This window comes from Paenibacillus sp. J22FR21, assembly GCF_056269135.1.
The window spans coordinates 41,915-60,016 of sequence record NZ_JBWDNJ010000005.1 but is presented as its reverse complement, the minus strand read 5'-3'; the positions used below and the strand labels follow the sequence as shown (position 1 = coordinate 60,016).

At 47.8% G+C, this 18,102-nt stretch carries 6 protein-coding genes; all 6 read left to right on the top strand.

Annotated features, from left to right (window positions below; genetic code table 11):
- The first annotated feature begins 152 nt into the window (after positions 1 to 152).
- On the top strand, positions 153 to 2,363 hold the full coding sequence (locus AC0YNS_RS18775) for a vWA domain-containing protein (protein ID WP_475782516.1): 2,211 nt from the start codon (positions 153 to 155) through the stop codon (positions 2,361 to 2,363).
- Positions 2,364 to 2,408: 45 nt separating this feature from the next.
- A complete protein-coding gene (locus AC0YNS_RS18770) occupies positions 2,409 to 5,777 on the top strand; it encodes a tubulin-like doman-containing protein (RefSeq protein WP_475782515.1) in 3,369 nt (1,122 codons plus the stop codon).
- A 26-nt stretch (positions 5,778 to 5,803) separates the two neighbouring features.
- Positions 5,804 to 7,978, top strand: a complete 2,175-nt coding sequence (locus AC0YNS_RS18765; protein WP_475782514.1) for a hypothetical protein — start codon at positions 5,804 to 5,806, stop codon at positions 7,976 to 7,978.
- Positions 7,975 to 11,829, top strand: coding sequence for a hypothetical protein (locus tag AC0YNS_RS18760; protein ID WP_475782513.1), 3,855 nt, complete (start codon positions 7,975 to 7,977; stop codon positions 11,827 to 11,829). Before AC0YNS_RS18765 ends, AC0YNS_RS18760 begins: the two co-directional genes overlap by 4 nt.
- A gap of 399 nt (positions 11,830 to 12,228) precedes the next feature.
- On the top strand, positions 12,229 to 14,883 hold the full coding sequence (locus AC0YNS_RS18755) for a PD-(D/E)XK nuclease family protein (RefSeq protein WP_475782512.1): 2,655 nt from the start codon (positions 12,229 to 12,231) through the stop codon (positions 14,881 to 14,883).
- Positions 14,876 to 18,097 carry a UvrD-helicase domain-containing protein gene (locus AC0YNS_RS18750; RefSeq protein WP_475782511.1) on the top strand — a complete coding sequence of 1,074 codons (3,222 nt, stop codon included), beginning with the start codon at positions 14,876 to 14,878 and terminating at the stop codon, positions 18,095 to 18,097. The genes AC0YNS_RS18755 and AC0YNS_RS18750 overlap by 8 nt, the downstream gene beginning before the upstream one ends.
- Positions 18,098 to 18,102: the final 5 nt, after the last annotated feature.

Here is an 18,102-nt window from a genome sequence, read left to right as displayed (position 1 = left end):
CGTTCTGTATCAATGAGGTACTTATTCTAAAATTACAAAACGAATGTTCCACTGTTTTCAATAGATAAGGGGGGTTTATGAGAAAAATTACAATTATAGGAATTTTAATAATGTTTTCCTTATCGACTTTGCTTACGAGTACTCCTGCATGGTTGTCGAAATCAAATAGAGCGCTGGCAGCTGCAACCGGACCTGCCGGACAGTCTTTTATCAAAAATCGTGTAATTGCCCTGGTATTCGACGATTCCGGAAGCATGAAATATACACGTGATCCTTCAACAGGGATACTCAAGCTTATTGATAACTGGAAGTATGCGAATTATTCCGTGCAGAGTCTTGCAGGCTTGCTGGGAGCTGAAGATAGGCTGTATGTGACGCGAATGAGCAATCCAAGTATCGTAGAGGAGATAGCGCTTTCACAAGATAAACGACAGAGCTCCATTGATTCTATACAGCAATGGACCGTCGATAAAAACACATCTACGCCATTCCTCTCGGTAGAGACAGCAATGAAACACTTAACAGAGAAGGCCGCGGAGAACGCAGACTCAGAGTTCTGGTTAGTCGTATTGACTGACGGTGTGTTTAGTGACTTCGATCCGAATAATGGTGACGTTGCGGATCAGGAAGGTAAGCTGAATAGGGCACACCAGGAATTTCAAACGTATCTAAATAAAATGAAGTCATATAACGTTAAAGCCCAAAGTGCTCTAGTTACGATTGAACAATATCTGAACGATGATGCTAAAACAACGATGAACACGATTAAAGCAATGTGGCGGGATTCGCTCGACGCCAAGATTATTGAGAGCAACGGACAGCAAAATATTATTAGCAAAGTCAGCGAAGTTGCGGCGTTAATTACGAACCGTGATCCTTCAGCGGGGGCTGGAAACGATAATCTGCATCCCGTTTTTGCTGACGGATTGGTGAAGTTCAAATCTCTATTTCCCATCAAACGGATAACGATGCTGGAACAAGTGGTTCAGGATTCTGCAGGGGTTTCAATACCGAAGAGCAATGGCAAGTTGACCATTAACCAGAGTGGCGGGGCAGGATTGGAGGGGCTGTTCCAAATAAAAACCCCCGTCGATCCTACAAGACTCCATCCGCCGATTCTCGGTCAGATTACTCACTATCGCGATCTGACGGCTGAAGGAGTTATGCAAGATGGAGAGTATCAGATTGAACTCAAGGGATCCGAGGAGCGACAGAAGCGCTTGCAGTTTTTGGTGGAGCCGGCGCTTGACTTCCAGTTGACTGTACATAAACGTAATGAAGACGGCACGCTCGGTGAGAAGGAGAAGGAGTTCTTCTTCGGCGGTCAGATGCTTGCCCAGATTAAGCTAGTTAAAAGTAACGCCATGAACGAGCCCCTTAGTATGTTACCCGCAACGCAGAAACTCGTGGATATCACAGGTGTGCTTAATGACAATGCGGCACTGGAATTTCAGTGGGACAACAAACTGCAAGCATACACGGCGCCGTTTGATCTCCCAAGCCAGACCCTCAGCAAGGTGAAGGCGCTTGTCCATATCCGAGGGTTTTATCAGAATGAGAAATCGATTGAATTCCATGGATCTGCGCAGCGAAAATTTGGCATGGAATCAGGGCAGGTGGAATGGTCGACTCGTGTAGATAAGCTAGATCAAGCAGAGCCGCTTCGGTTCTTCGCCACAGCCGATGGCATACCGATCAGCAGCGAAGAACTAAAGGAAATTATGCCTTCTCTCAAGGTCGATACCGGAGGAAAACGAATCCATTTCGATATCTATCAGGAAGGCAGTGAGATTAGACTTCAGCCGCATCCCCAATGGAATATCTGGTTTACGGATGCCGGTAGAATTCCATTAACGTTGACGATTAACGGTACATTTCCAAATGAGAAGGCTAGCATCAGCTATGAGGCCCTTATTAAAGATGTGCCTTGGTTGTACCGATGGGGCATTCCGATACTCTTGCTGGTAGGACTGATTCTATTTGTATGGTGGTTGTTAGGCATGATTAAGAAGTCGCGCTTTAACCGCAAGTCATCGTACATGTCTGTTATGAATCGGACTATAATTAACGGTCGAACTTTAGGAGGGTACGAGTCTTCGATAACGTTTCAAACCGGTTGGTTGAATCGTTGGCTCATTCCCTATAAAGCGGAGATGGCTCTTATCCAAGATTGTACGTTTAAAGCCGGTGAGAAGGATGATTATATTGTTCTGCCAAAGAGCTCACAGACTCCGGGCATGAAAGTGGCGGAGGAAGTGCTGCTGGATGAGGATGTCGGCAGAGGCGACCGCCGAATATACAACAATGATGTAGTTGTAATCCGCAACGGTCAGGTGGAGACGATATACCGTTATTGTAAATAATGATTCTTTCGATTATCCAAGCATTAGAAGGGAGCTGGAACAGATATGTCAAACAGTGTACCAACAATTCTGATCGGTCTTGGTGGAATCGGCGGACAGATCGTCAATGAAATCTACGGGAGGATTCCGGAGGGCAGCCGGGATCGAGTCGCAATCCACGCATTTGACACGGATGTGAACAGCCTGCAAAAGCTGGTACATCTGAAGGGCAACGTGACACAAACCAGTACGACACGGTCTGTCGGCGAGTACCTGGCTCAGAACCAATCGCTCAAGTCATGGTTTCCGGAGAACCCGCAGCTGAATCGGAAAACGATGACAGAAGGTGCAGGACAAATTCGCGCAGTATCCAGGCTTGCGTTTCGCGCAGCTATGGAAGAAAGAAAAATGAATGGCCTCTGGGAAAGTATCAACGAGATTTTCCCGCTGCAGCGCGATAATACGGTTCAAGGAGTACGCGTAATTATTCTAAGCTCCCTTGCAGGTGGTACGGGATCCGGCATATTCCTTCAGGTAGCGATGTACCTCCGTGAGGTGCTGGAGAGCCGGTTTGGACAGTCGAGCGTTCTAATTCGAGGCGCTTTTCTGCTTCCTGATCTGTTCGTACATACGGGTATTCTGGACCATCGGGAGTGGGAGTCGGTTCAGGCCAATGGTTATGCATGCATGAAGGAACTAAATGCAATCACGTTAAGCGTTGCCGGCAAGTGGAGCCAAAAGGAAGAGGACGGCGTAACCATCGAGTTGGAATATCGTCCGAATCAGGAAGATCTCGAGGGCAATGTGACCCATGCTGTAACGGAAAAGCAGCTGCCGTTTGATTTTTGCTTTTTTTACGATTATGAGAATCTCAAGGGTCAGCATCTGAACGGGTTTAGCGATTATCTCGAGCTTGTTACAAGGACGATTTATTTGCAGTTGTTCAGCCCCATGTCAGCTAAGCATTTCTCTCAGGAGGATAATCAGATCCTCGAGCTGATTTCGTCTGAAGGCCGCGGCAGATTCTGTGGTGCGGGAGTCGCCTCCTTGAAATATCCCTATCACGATATTGTCGAATATTGCGCGCTCAAGCGGTCGGTGGAAGGGTTGGGTGAAAACTGGCTCTATTTGGATAGTCTCTTTGAGGAAGAAATGGACCGGTATGATGGGGATCTGCGTCGAGGCGTGGTGCGCGATCGGCCTGACCGTGGCGGTCTCTATATGCTTTACCTGGAAAAAATGGTTAATGACGAGAAGCCGCAGCCGTTCTACACCCAGGTATACCGCCAAGCGTACGAACAACTGGAAAAGGGCCAACTCGGAGATATGAAATCAGAAGCGTTCCTTCTCAAAGTGGAGGAGTTTGTTAACCATATTCTGCATGATGACGCGGAGCTGCGATCGCTTGAAGCGAACAGCCGTGTGGACGAGGGCAAGCTTGGCATTAAGATGCAGATGAAACAGGAGATTAACCGAGTTGAGAGCCAGCTATCCTACTATCTGGAACAGATCAACAAAAAGGTCTATGAATATCGGACTTATGCCGCTTACCAAATTATTGAGCAGGATGCGAATGTACAGCAGTTCACCGAGGGTCAAGGTTACCGATTAAATACCTGGTTCCTAGGTAAACCCGAACCTGTTCATCCGATTGCAGTTCGGTACATGCTCTATCAGATCAGGAAGATGCTCCGGATGAAGCGTCAGACACTTCGCACTCAAAATACTACCGCTAAGCAGCAGATCGATAAGTATCCGGAAGCTTACAATTTAAGCCGTACGGACCGTAAAGAGTCCGCCCAGCAGCGCGTGGATAACGCGTTGAAGCAGAACGTGATCAGCACACTCTATAAGAATCAGTTGAAAGATTTTCGTGCGGAATACCTAGAGAAGGCAACCCGCCAACTGTCGACATTGAAAAGATATGAGCGCTCCCTGCTGCTGGAGCTTGTTTTAAGTTCCATAGAACAGTCGATCGAGCAAATGTGTAAGGACTGGGAGCGATTTTTCGACAATCTTAAAGACACGCGTATTAATCTGCTCCATGAAATGGGACGCCTTGAGACGAAGTTCGAGAATACCGATAACACCCCAAAAAATTACGTGCTGGCTTCTGCCTCCATGATGCAGAAAACCTGGGAAGGCATTCGCCGCATGTTCGATAACGACGTGCTGCCGCGTGATGTGGCCGGGCAAATTTACAAGGCTCACTATACGCAGTTCTGCCGCCGAAATGAGAATCGTCTCCCAGAGGAAATGCAGCAGGAATTACGGGTGGAAGAGCTATACCGCCAACATGTGCTTTCTTATCTCAGAGAGGATACCAGGGAGCGCTGCATCGATCGTCTGGATATCGATTTGACGACTGCCCTGCTGCGTGAAGCTGCCATTTTGGACAAGGAACCGGCATCCTATATTGAAAAGAAGACAGCGGCGTTGAAAGAACTATCCAGTCCTTTTATTCCAAGTATTCCGGAAAGCCGCGAGATCCGATTCTGGGGCATTCATCCGGACAGTCTGCTATCATTCACGACAAATCAAAGGCAGGAGCTGTTCGGTGAACAAGCGATTGCAGATACAGCTTTTTCACGGTATGAGCTAATTTGCTACCGGGCCCATTATGGTCTCAGCGTACAGAATTTCGGTAAGTTCTCATCGGGGGATTACTCCGATACGTATGTACAGCCTGCCGGGCAGTATTATGCCGCTTATAAGAAGCGGGTTGAACGGCTTAATCGGAATGAACCGGGGGTCACACCGCATCTTGATCGGCGCTGGCACGTGCCGGCCTTCATGCCGGATCTGAATCCCAAACAGGCGGAGCTCGATAACAAGCGTGTGGACCGGGCTTTTGTACTTGGCATTATTTATGGGTGGCTTGCAATGAAGAATACGCATGGGAAGTATCTCTATCAGTATATGGACCGGACGAGCTCTCGTTTGATTTACCGAAATGGGAGGGATATTGGCGGCGAGATCTACCTGCTTCATAGGGGGCTGCTGCATAATCCAATCATCTGCGAGGAAATCCTGGAACGGCAGAGAGAAGAGTTCGATCATGACCGGAAGAAAAATGGTGACATCATCGAGAATCACCCTTTCATTAAGCACGCCTCCGAACTATCCATGACCAACAAGAAAGTGAACAATATCTTGGATATTCTGTTTCTGTACGAACTGGAAGACTCTTCACGACAGGATCTCTCCGAGAAGGCGAACAGCCTGCGGGTCCTGCTGTTGGATGAGATCGAACACTATTTTAAGGACACGTATGGCAGTCATCGCAGTACGCTCGCAAGCGAGATGGCTTCCTGCTTCATTAAGCAGCTTTGGGATAACTCAGCCCAACGAGAGATGGTTGAAACTGATTCTTATACATACGGGCAATGGGAGAATCTAATTAAAAGTAGACTAGATACTATAGCGAGAGTTTAGCTCCCGCTGAAGGATGGAATGATGCAATGCTGACAATTGTAGTGCATTATGACGAGCCCCCTCAAGATTGGAACCTTATCGAACGCTTCCTCCATTCAGGAATTGCATCGGGATCACTAGTCTTCTTTCGCCATACCAACAGCAAAACGGCTTATCATGATTTGCTGAGCAGAGTTAATGAGTATCTGCATGTCAATATGGTAGAAAAATGGCAGTTGGTTTGGATGATGAACATCTCCCAGGAGCGGGATTTTCGTGAGCGGTTAAGTTCGCAGCTTGCTAGATTTCGTGAGCTGTTCCTAGGTGAGCTCAAGAGCCGAAAACTCGCACCTAACAAAGTTTATATTATTGCTCTCGACGGAATTGAGCGGGAAGAGGACGGGGCACCGCTGAATAAGTCTTTAAGGGAAGTCTGGACACTCGACATCCACGGTTATCTGCCGAGCAGGCCCAGAGGTGAAAGTAATTTGTTTCACTTGGATGAGATTACAGCACTTGACCATTCATGGGCTCTGCCTGATCTTAATGATGCTGGTCCAATGGAGTCTCCAAAACCAGCGTATTTGGAGCTCCTAGAGATCCAGGTAGAACAGGTGAAGGTGAGCTTCGGAGACATGCTGACAGAGAAGAGGAGAATCGAACAGCAATATACTGCTGATCCGGCTTCCATTCCAACGGATGTACTCAAAGAGGAAGAAATCAGTGACGTGGAGAACGGGTTCTACTCTCGCATTGATCTCATCAAGAAACCGCCGCTTTCCCCAAAGCTGAAAAGTTATAAACCTTCAGATGATTTGAAGCTCGTTCTGAAAGAACTAATGGGCACGAAGGCGTCGATTGCCTCCTATATTTTTATCCGCGTCCCTTATCCACAAGAATTTGCTGCAAGAAGAGTAAGAACGCTGCTCAAGGTCGTTTACGCCATAAACGCAATTACGCTTAACGGTCCTGTATCGCGTTATTGGCAGGAGGGAAATGCGTATACGTTGGACGTGTCGATTCGAGAGCGAGAGTTAGGCTTACTGCTTAATCGTTATCTTACAAGACTTTATATATCTAAATCTCGCATAGAAGATTCGCTCCGTAACAGGCGCCTTGACATGGTGCCGGATTATGCGGCTTGGATGGCACTCCCGCACGGACGAGAGTCGCTTGAAGAGATGGAGATGCCGACACCGCAGTTCAAATATGGCCTGCATACACAATTCGAGCAACAGTTCCGTGTATTCGAGGACGAGGCACGAGAAATGATGGAACGGCGTGATCAGCGAGTGCTCCATTTAGCAAAGGAAGGCATGCTAAAACTGGATATCCAGAAAAAGCTCAAGGAAGAGCCATTAGCTTTTATTAAGAAATCGCCGGAGGAGATTATCCATAATCTTCAAGCGGAAGTGAGTGAGACTAGGCAGCAGCTGCTCACGACGGTTCCGCACGCTCCTGCAGCGGTATCGCTATGGAATGACTACACGAAGCAGGCGAAGCAGGAGATGGTCTATCTTCTACACGGGATGCCTGCCCCCCGCCAGATTGGTTGGCTCTCCTGCATAGTGGCAGGGATTCTGCTTGTGCCCGTGGTTGTGAAATGGAATGGGGGCAGGATGGCCGCGGCGGACAACCTGCAACCCATTCTCGTTTATGGCGCTTATCCAGCTGTGGTTGCAGTAGTACTCGCACTCTGCCATCGTGTGTCACGCGGTCGAATCATCGCCTTAATAAAGAAAATGACTCTTAAGACTAATAAACGCTTAGATGAGCTCAAGATGCTGCAGGAGGATACACAGAAGCAATATACGGATTACTTGAACAGGCTGTATAAGTTGCTGAAACTGACAAATCGAATACACGACGTTAGCAGGTTCAGCAGCGAGAAAGGCGAACAGAACTTGCAGCTTCGGTTTCATCAGACAGCTCTGGAGGAGGCGATTGATATTGGAAAGCGTCTCGCTTATCTCTTGAATATCCAGGTGAAAGAGGTACAGGATCAATCCTTGGAGAGCTGGTATGACGAGCAATCATGGTTTGATAAGGATGCAACTGCGCATCCGGTCTACTGCCCGTTATGGGAACAAGCCGGCAATGGACAGGATACGGAAGCCATGGCGGAGTTTGTCGTTGGCATGTCTCGTGATGTCATTAAAGGTCCATTACTCTATCCGGTGGAACGACTTGTGTACGAACATGATCGGGTGTATCGGTTATGAATACATTTCGATGGGCATTATTGATAGGCATCCTCATCATCTATGCTATTGTTGTCGGATTTCTAAAGCATTCCAATCACGTGAGAGGCGAGCGTTATTTACAGTTCTGGTTACCGCCATTGGCATTTGGCGCTGGAGTGGTCGTTCTAGTGTTTCATGGTTCAATCGGCGTTTGGATTGAGAGGTTGCTGGATGCTTCTTTGCCATGGCTATCGCCCTACTTGTTATTGGTAGCCAATCTGGCCTACCTGGCCGTCTTTGCGATTATTAAAGTTATTTTGATGTTCGGACAACGCAGTTTCGGCAGTTTGGCAGGCAAGAAAAAATTGAAAACTTCACCATTACGAAAGTTAAACACAGGGAATACGCTCCTGATGTTCTTTGAAGTCCATCAAGAGAAGGTGAGGCTTAAATCGGAATACCTGTATGCCGGCCTCATTTTCCGTTATTCGTCCATTATTGCAGGGTTACTGCTTGCCGTGTATTTTGCGCTCGCAATTATTCCGGGGGTTGAGTCGTACAGATCGCTGCTGCCCGACTATTTGGCGATTTCGTTTCTAGTGCTGGTTGAATGCAGTTGGTTCCTTAGCGGAGACAAGGGTAAGCTGCTAATGCAGACGCGCCGCTATGAGAGGGTACGTGCCCATGTTCCATTCCGTGATCTGTTCGAGGAGTACCGCAGATTATGGCCATCGCAAATACTGACTTCCGGCGTTATCAGTGATTCTTTGGAGTCGGAAGATAAGGTGGAGACGCGGGGAAGCGGGGATGCGATGGCAGTTGTGGAGGCACTAATGCAGGGGAGGCATTTGCTTGTCCGGGACGGCATGTTTAGGTCGACCAGCCGGATAATCTTTCCGGAGATTTACAGACTTCTGTTCCAGAACAAGAAACTGCTGATGATTGTAGAGTCACAACAGGATCTTACTCAAGGAATTGCTTGGTTCTACGAAGGAGTAAGAGAAGCGGGAGGCCCTACCTTTGCCTGGACGGCCGCTTCGCTGAGGGATGCGGTAGAAAAGAATCTTGAAGCTAACCTGCTGCTGGTAAAGGCCAGCGACCTTCTTTCGGATAAGTTGTCGGATTACATCCAGCATGAGCATGAGCAGCATAGGTCCGACCTTGTTGTCTTTGTGGTGGATGGTGAGAGGCTGTTCTCTAAGTATGGCGATGATCTGAAATTGTTCGCAGGCAGGCTGAGTGTGGGGTTAAGTAGCAAACCGCAGTTTGTCGTCTTCTCAGATTGGGCGGAATCACTCAAAGATGCGATGCAGAAAATATTTTCCGTCCTGCCGGATGATATCACGATTCACCAAATCAGGAGTAGAGAACTGTATTTTATGTCCATTGCACAGGAGCGCGGGATGCTTCAAGCAGGGGTTATGCCACGTCTGGCGCACCGGGTACTCGACCCTGAAGCCAGTCTTGTTCTTCCTGCACTTAAACTGGGGCTTGATGACTTGCTTATCGTCGATTATGACAGCATGCCCGGACGCGACAATTTGGACGAGTTATCCGAAAATATTTTGCACGCAGTACAAGACTACAGGCTGCCAAACCTAACCGCCGATCTTCTGCGGACAGGGGTTGAGCTGCACGTGCGCGATTGGACGGTTGCCGAGCGCGACAATGCGGTGATCATCATGCGCGATGCCTCGCGAAACCTTATTAATAGCATTGGTCGATGGTGGTCTGTAGGTAAAGAAAACACAATTGTGGTGGTGGTTTCTCCTCCTTATCTTCTGCGAGATTATCTAGCGGACAACAAGAATTATTATTTGCAAAACCATCGGAAAATCGCCCCCATCGTGCCAAAGCCTATGGCGAATCTCAAGACTAACTATCTCTTTATGATGGACCAATTGTCACGGACCTGGCTGACCACCGCCGAGCTGCAGGCTAGTCTCCGACACGCTGGCATAGAGGAGAGCTCCCCAGATGACGGGGTACGGAAGTATGCTGAGCTTTTTGGAAGGAGCACTGTACGGAGAGATATGCTTGAGGTGCGATTCCTGAAGCGGTTTGACCGTGCAGAGGGACGTTATAGTGAGAACACTCTATACCGACTGAACGCTGAGGAAGCTGATCGATACAACAAAAGAATGCAGTCCGGTTATGCAGTTCGGCTGCAAAATGGGGACACTATAGCGCAGCTGCGAGGAGATGTGTATCAACAGTATCTCCCCGGTCAGATCACAGCGTTTAACAGCCGATGGTATCGGATTAATCGGATCGATGATCATTTAAAGTGCCTGGAGCTGGCCGCGGAGCCTATGACAAGTCCACATTTTTATAAGCAGAGCCGTACGTACACCTTTCGCAAGGACAGCCTCACCATACCAAGCGGTAAGCCTGTTAGGTGGACGATCGATTGGTTTGAACTAACATTACGAAGTGATTTTCGGAGTTTCGAAGTACTAACCAACGGGTACTTCGATTTTGAAGGCGGCATCAACCTGCAGAGCGAGCGTGCCGTGTACGTGCCGCTCAGCGAAGAGGACCAAGGGGCGCGACGCACACTTATTCAGGGTAGTGTCTTATCCATTATGATTCAATCTAAGTATGCCGAGTTTGAACAACCCGACCGGCTGGCGTTAACGCTCTCCTACCTTCTTAATGAATTATTCGTGACGTTGTATCCACATAATCATCATAATCTGAGTGTTACGACGCCGCTGCCGGATTCATTTTATAGTGACAATATCGGTCGGAATGTCTCACGAGAGCGGCTTGGCCTCTATGTTCCACGTTTGAAATCAATCTCACTGCAGGGGAATACCAAGGAGATTCTGCAACTGTTTATTTTTGAGGACAGCGAGCGCAATCTTGGTCTAATTGAGAGTGTGATGGAAAACTGGAATCATTTTATTGAGATCTTGGATGATTACCTCTACTGGGCATTTGAACAGGTAAGCGAAACAGCTGGCAGAGACGACTATCTCTGTCATGGAGGTAATAGACCGTTAAGTGATTTAGCATTGCGGGAACTTGCAGGAGTAATGCGGCGCTGGCTAAAGGAGCCATCGCTTCGGACTTTGCGTATACAGCATGCTAAGTTTGCGGTTAATAGGGCACCGGAAGAGGCGGAGCCTGCAATTGATGAAGAAATGAAGCTGCGGAATAAATTGGTCTCCATGTTGCAAAATGAACGTACGAGACGTCGGCAGGAACAACGCAAGGCAGCCGAAGGCAGTACTGCCGATACTGAGGTAGCTGCAACTGTGGAGTTGTTGGATGATGTGCCTCTGGTCAAATCAGCACAACCTGAGCCTAAGAGTACCAATCCGATCCAAACGCAGGATGACCTGCTGGTTGTGTTCGAGGAAGTTAGAGATGTGCTAGTTGACAAACTTAGGATTCATCTAAGAGATCGTATCGATATTGTTCTTGTTCCGAAAGACAGACTACTCCATAGAGATGAGATGTCCGAAGGAGTCGTTCTGTACATGTCAGTGCCAGGTATTCCACGGTATGGTCAAGCCATTCATTCTGAGGAAGGTAGTGTAAGTATCCAATTGGCGGAGAATACGACCAGAATGAATGCTGTGGTGGCACTCGCCAAAGAGCTGACCTATACTTGGCAGGTTGATAACTTGCAAATGGAGGTCTTATCCAATACCGAGCTAGAGGGCCATGCCGTATGGGCGGGCATCTATGTGCTGGAAAGGCTGGGATACGCGGACTTAGCGGAAGTAATGCGAGTTATTTGGATGGATCGTAACGATGAGTATGGGGAAGGATACCGTACTTTGCTAAAGAAGCTTCAGGATCACCCTGAGGCGGACGATGTTTTTGCTGTTTTGTTGGATACCTATGGCAGAGTTGATGTAAAAAAACCGGGAAAATCGTGAAAGAAGAAGCATATTCCTCACTGTGGAGTATGCTTCTTCGCGTTTATTTGGTGCTTAGAACATATATTCGCTGTCATCATGATGTCGTTAGTGAGTACTAAAATAGATATACAGGAAGAAATGGGGATAACAAGGAGATTCATAAATGATCGCGAATTCATTTAAGTGGTCTTTAAGGCGGATACACGGAACTAAGGAACCTATTGCAGCTAAGGCGGTGTAAGACATATGAATCAATCTTGGATGACAAATTTGTATAAGATTTGCAGGGAGAACCTCTTTTGTCGGAAAATCATCCTGGTTGATCGGTATGAGCAGGGCGAGCAATGGTTGAACCGAATCTGCACGGAGTATGGTCCAATTATGAATGTAGAAATTGAAACGATAAGGTCTTTGATCATGAAACGAACGAAGCAGGAGTTAGTAAGGCGGGGACTTACATTACTCAGCGGAGATCAAACCTTCTGGCTTATTAACAATGTAATGATGGATATGGCTCAGCAGCATTCCGATTATCTCCCGGTTGAGATGATCACACCGGGCATTGTCGAGAGTTTTCATCATGCCATTCAGGAGCTTAGAGAGGCAGGCCTTCTGTCATCTGAATTAACAGTCGATAAGTTTGAAAATATGCAAAAAGGTTCGTACATGTTAGAGCTTCTAGCTGCGTATGAGAACCGCTTAACAGACGGAAACTTCACCGATTTTGCCGGGCTGCGGCCATGTTTAACTCCAAGCAGCAGCACCAAAGATGAACTAATCATTACAAGGGATACAGCAGGGAATTCCAGCATGGAGCGAGAGATGCTGGTTCGGCTTGCAGGGACTCGTCTTCATGTTATTAAAGAAGAGCTGCTATTCCCAGAGGCGCTCTTCTTACAACCGGCTACGAAGCCAGAATTATTTCAGGCAGCAGGTAGCATAGCTGAAATTCGTGAAGTGCTGCGAAGAATATGCAGTAGCAGCATTCCATTTGACAAGGTAGAAGTGATTCTCTCTGACTACAATACATATAGCACGGTGATGCACACCATATCACAGTCCTTAGATATACCTTGTACATTCTCTAAAGGGTTACCTGCCTCATTCTCGCAAGTAGGCAAAGCAGCGCATGCCTATCTGGAATGGTTGTCTGGTAACCATGATGTAGACTGCATGCTGAATGCGCTTAGGCATGGGTTTATTTCTTTTCGGAACGACGAAGATCCGGTTTCAACGGCCTCTATTTCTCGATGCTTAGAACAAAGTGGGATTGGCTGGGGAAGAGCACGATATACGGTTCTGAATAAGGCTGTTGTTGGAGCAGAAGACCCGGCAGTTGGGTTACTGAATGTTGTTTTTGGCAGTTTGTTTGCAGTTCTGCCGGAAGAAGGCGATTGGAATCCGCTAACCGTACTGCAGGCATTAATTCAGTTTCTGGAGAGCTATACAGCTTCTGCTAGCTCGGAAGACGCGGCGTTGCTCTCGGCATTACGCAATCAAGCAGATTCCTTAGCCGTTGTTAATCCGCAAACGGTAAACAGTGAGAGTTCCATTCGATATGTGAAGGAAATATTAACCGACATAAGCATTCTCGGTAGTGGTCCGAGAAGCGGACATATTTACGTCTCTTCCTTGCAGGAAGGCGGGGATTCTGGGCGGCATCACACCTATATTGTGGGTATGAATGAATCTGCATGGTCGGTCCAGACGAGGCAGGATCCGGTATTGCTCGATAAGGAGCGGGATCGTATCGGTCATTTACCTACTTCGGCACAGCGAGCTGAACGGAAGGTTTTGGAAAGAAACAGTCGTTTAGGCAAAGTCAGCGGAAACGTGACACTTAGCTTCTGTTCGTATGATCCATTTGATCAGAAAGAAGAGAATGCGGCATTTGAACTGCTTCAGGTTTGTCGAGCACTGTGTGGCAATCCGTTAATGGATTTCTCGACAATGAACAGCTACCTGGGAACACCTGTTGGCTATATGCCTGTGAAGGGTGAGGGGACGGCTTATCATTTGGATAGCACGGACCGATGGCTGAGTCGATTAACGGATGGAAGCAGGCTAAGCAACGGGTTAACTTCATTGCTAGGTTCGTACCGTTTTGCCTCTAAAGCATATCAAGCTGCCCATTCCGGAGATAATGGGGTTCTGGATACGGGTACATTTACCATTAAGTATAGAGAGAATTCGGAAGCTTATCTGAGCGTGACGCAACTAGAGCGGTATGCGGAGTGTCCGAGAAAATTCTACTACTCTTTCATATTGAAGATTCGTGATAAAGATATAGCTGTATTCGACCGCTCACAATGGTTGGGAGCAGCGGATCGGGGTAGTCTGCTGCACCGTATCTATTATCTCTATTTACAAGAAGCCATATCACTGACTAAAAATGGTGAGCCTCATCATGATCGTGCACGGTTATTGGAACTTACGGAGCAAACGATTCAAGAGTATCAGGTTATTGTACCGCCGCCGAGCCCGCATATCTTCCATAAGGAAGCAGAGTCTATCCGGAAGGATGTGGACGTTTTCTTTAAAGTAGAGAAGCAACGGATGACAAAACCGCGTTATTTCGAGCTGGAGCTGGAAGTGGAAGACGAGCCGCTGACGGTGGTGTTAGAGAATGGCCTCGTTATTCGGCTGAAAGGGTTCGTGGATCGGGTAGATGAACTTCGGCCGCATGAATATAAGATCTTTGACTATAAGACGGGAAGACCGAGCAAATATGATGAGAATGACTACTTCGCTCAAGGTACGCAGCTTCAGCATGCGTTGTACGCAGTGGCTGTCGAACAATGGTTAAGAAAGAAAGGTATTGATTCGGATGCGCGAGTCGTGGAGTCCGCCTACTACTTTCCGACTGAACGGGGAAAAGGGGAGGAAGTGTCCCGGATTCAAAACAGACGAGGGGAACTATCCGAGCTGCTGACCACGATGCTTCATGGCATTGAAACCGGTACATTTGCTCCTACTGTTGATGCTGCACACTGCAGATGGTGCGATTATCGAGAAGTATGCGGCAATGAAGCGGCCATGCTTCAGGTCAAGGAGGCAGCCCAATATGCATAATGATCAAGTAGCCAGAGATCGCATCATTCAAGATTTGGATACGACATTTCTGGTTGAAGCGGGAGCCGGGTCCGGAAAGACGACCTCTCTAGTAGGCAGAATGATTGCACTAATTGAGAACGGCAAGGCAACTGCCGAGCAGATGGCAGCGATTACGTTCACACGTAAAGCAGCGGATGAGCTTAAGAGCCGGTTTCGGTTGGAGCTGGAGAAGCGTTTGAGAACTGCTGTAATTGAAACCGTTGCACCGCTTTTACGTCAAGCGCTGCAATCCATTGACCGTTGTTATATCGGTACGATTCATGCCTTCTGCGGCAGACTCTTGCGTGAGCGTCCCATTGAGGCGAAGCTCGACCCGATGTTCCGGGAGCTGGAAGATCAAGAAGCTTTGAGATTCCAGGACCGCTGCTGGGATGATTATCTGCTGCAGTTGAACGAAGCTGGGCAGGAGCAAGAAATTAAGGCTCTTGAGTCGCTGCAGGTCTCCATTGAGGATCTTAGACAGGTGTATAATCGAGTTTCATTGTATACCGATGTACACATTGATTTGCGGTTTGTACCGCGTCCTGATTTTGATCTAATCCGGCTATCGCTGCCATCTATGATGGATGAGGCATTCGATTACATGCCAACCTTCAAGCCGGAGAAAGGCTGGGATAAACTGCAGCAGATGATTCGGGAAGGCAGACGGATGATTGATTTGTATGGCTTGAAGGATGACATGCGCGTTCTGAATCTGGCGCTGGTGTTTGAACGGGAAGTGGCAGCAACCTTAAATCGATGGACGGATAAAGAGATGGCCAAGCATTTTAAGTTGGCTTTTCAAGAGTGGCAATTCCGAGTCCTAAATCCCTTTCTGCGATCATGGCGGGAGCATCTGTATCCACAGTTAATTGCGTTTGTCATGCCGGCAATTCATTTCTGCGCCAGAAGGCGCAATGAGCTGGGGCTACTGGATTTTCAGGATTTGTTGATGCGGGCAACATCGCTGCTTCGCGAACATAGTGAAGTGCGTTCTTTCTTCGCTGATCGTTATAGCAGATTATTCGTTGATGAATTTCAAGATACGGACCCGATTCAAGCAGAGTTGATGTTTCTGCTTACGGGTGACAATCCGGCTGAATCCAATTGGCGTAACGCGACTCCGAAGCCTGGATCTTTATTCGTCGTTGGTGATCCCAAACAGTCCATCTATCGTTTCCGCAGAGCAGATATTTCTACTTATAATGCGGTGAAAAGCAAGATCAAGTTGTGCGGTGAAGTGCTGCAGCTGAGTTCGAATTTTAGATCCGTGCATGCCATTGGTCAGTTTGTTAACTATGAATTCAACTCACGGTTTCCACGAATTGAAACCGAGCATCAGGCTGCTTTTGTCCAGATGGAGACGAACTCAGCCAATCCGGTTAATAGCTCTGGCGCACAGTACGGCATTCAAACGTTAACCATTCCAAAGTTGCAAGGCGGAAAAGCTGTTATCGCAGAAGCTGATGCTGATTGGGTAACCCGTTATATTGCTTGGGCGTGTGCGGGGAATCTAAAGATCCTAGAGAAGAGCTTATCAGGGGAAGTTGTTTCGAGACCTGCGGTACCTGGGGATTTTCTCATTCTGCATAAGCGCAGGGAGTTTCTGCACTTATATGCACAGAAGCTTGAAGGTTACGGCATACCTTCTGTAACGGCGGGCAGCTCGACGCTGTATGAGGAAATCAGAGGTTTGGCTACACTTGCCAAAAGCTTAAATGATTCGGATGATCGAATCGCTCTTCTCGCGGTGTTGCGTGGTGTGCTGTTTGGCGTAAGTGATAATGCATTGTTCCATTATAAAATGGAAGGCTTCCCAGTTTCGTATACATATTTACCCGATCGTTCAGGTGTATCTGCAACAGCTATGCCAGTATTTGAAGCCTTGGAACAACTATCTGTTTTTTGGAGAAAAGTTCGAAGAATGCCGGCTTTATCGGCACTCCTGTTTATTATAAATGATTTGGGATTGATTCCGCTTGCTGCTATGGGACAAAGCGGCTCGACTCGGGCGGGTACATTGATTAAATTACTGTACCTTCTACAGCGGGAAGAAGCAGCTGTTGCAAGTTGGCCAGAGCTCTGCGCGTATTTAGTGCGTTTGACTGAAGAGGCGTCAGTAGAAGGAGAAGACTTATTTGCGGGTCAGCAGGATGCTGTGTGGATTATGAATTTACACAAGGCTAAGGGATTAGAAGCTCCAGTTGTCTTCTTAGCTTGTCCATGCGGGGAATCGGATCATGATGCGTCTGAACATATTGATCGCTCTGGGGATTTGGTTCAAGGGTATTTCAGCATTACACGTAAAAAGGGATATCAAAATGATGTTATCGCTCATCCTCCAAGGTGGATTGAACTTGCGGAGCGAGAGCGCCTGTATATGAATGCCGAGAAGGAGAGGCTCCTCTATGTTGCTGCTACTCGGGCTAAGCAGCTTCTGGTCATTAGCAGATACCCTGATCGACCTGCAATTGATCCGTGGAGCGGATTTGAGAGCAGTCTGCAGGATGCGAAGGAGCTTGAAGATGTAAAAGTACGAGAAATCACACCGCCTGTATATGATGCGAGGCACGATGAAGTAGAGGACGCTAGCAGTGGTCGGCAGCAACGCGAAGCTCTTGCGATTCATTCGTACCGAGTTGCATCTGTCACTGAGATCACCAAAGGCGCTGGCGTGCAGCCTCCGCGTCCGTTAGCAGGGCGGGGAATGGCATTTGGGAGTACCGTACATCGATGTATTGAGCTTATTGGAACCGGCAGGACGCCAGAAGAGATGGAGTCAGAGATACGAGCCATTGCAGATGAAGAGGGCTTGGTGGAGACACTACTAGAGGATGTAAATTCAATGCTAGATAATGTTATGCGGCATGAGATCTGGAGGCGGGGATTGGCTGCGAAGAGACGAATTCACGAGCTTCCATATCGAACTCAGATGGAAAAGATGGCAGGGGACGAGTTAGTAGCTCGTACCATTCTTAAGGGCGTTATCGATTACCTGTTTGAAGAGGAAGATGGTTGGATCATCGTTGACTTTAAGACTGACGTCTATGAAGACGGCCATCAGACTGCATTCGTGGATTTCTATCGGCCTCAGGTTAAGGCATATGCTGATGAGCTGGCTCGGGCTTTTGGGATTCGAGTGAAGGAATTGGGATTGTGGTTTCTGCATCGGAATGAGTATGTGAGGGTTTAGTTGGT

Bases quoted from the DNA above. Each gene is read 5' to 3' on its own strand.
- AC0YNS_RS18770 (WP_475782515.1), top strand. From the start codon at position 2,409: ATGTCAAACAGTGTACCAACAATTCTGATCGGTCTTGGTGGAATCGGC.
- AC0YNS_RS18765 (WP_475782514.1), top strand. From the start codon at position 5,804: ATGCTGACAATTGTAGTGCATTATGACGAGCCCCCTCAAGATTGGAAC.
- AC0YNS_RS18760 (WP_475782513.1), top strand. From the start codon at position 7,975: ATGAATACATTTCGATGGGCATTATTGATAGGCATCCTCATCATCTAT.
- AC0YNS_RS18755 (WP_475782512.1), top strand. From the start codon at position 12,229: ATGAAACGAACGAAGCAGGAGTTAGTAAGGCGGGGACTTACATTACTC.
- AC0YNS_RS18750 (WP_475782511.1), top strand. From the start codon at position 14,876: ATGCATAATGATCAAGTAGCCAGAGATCGCATCATTCAAGATTTGGAT.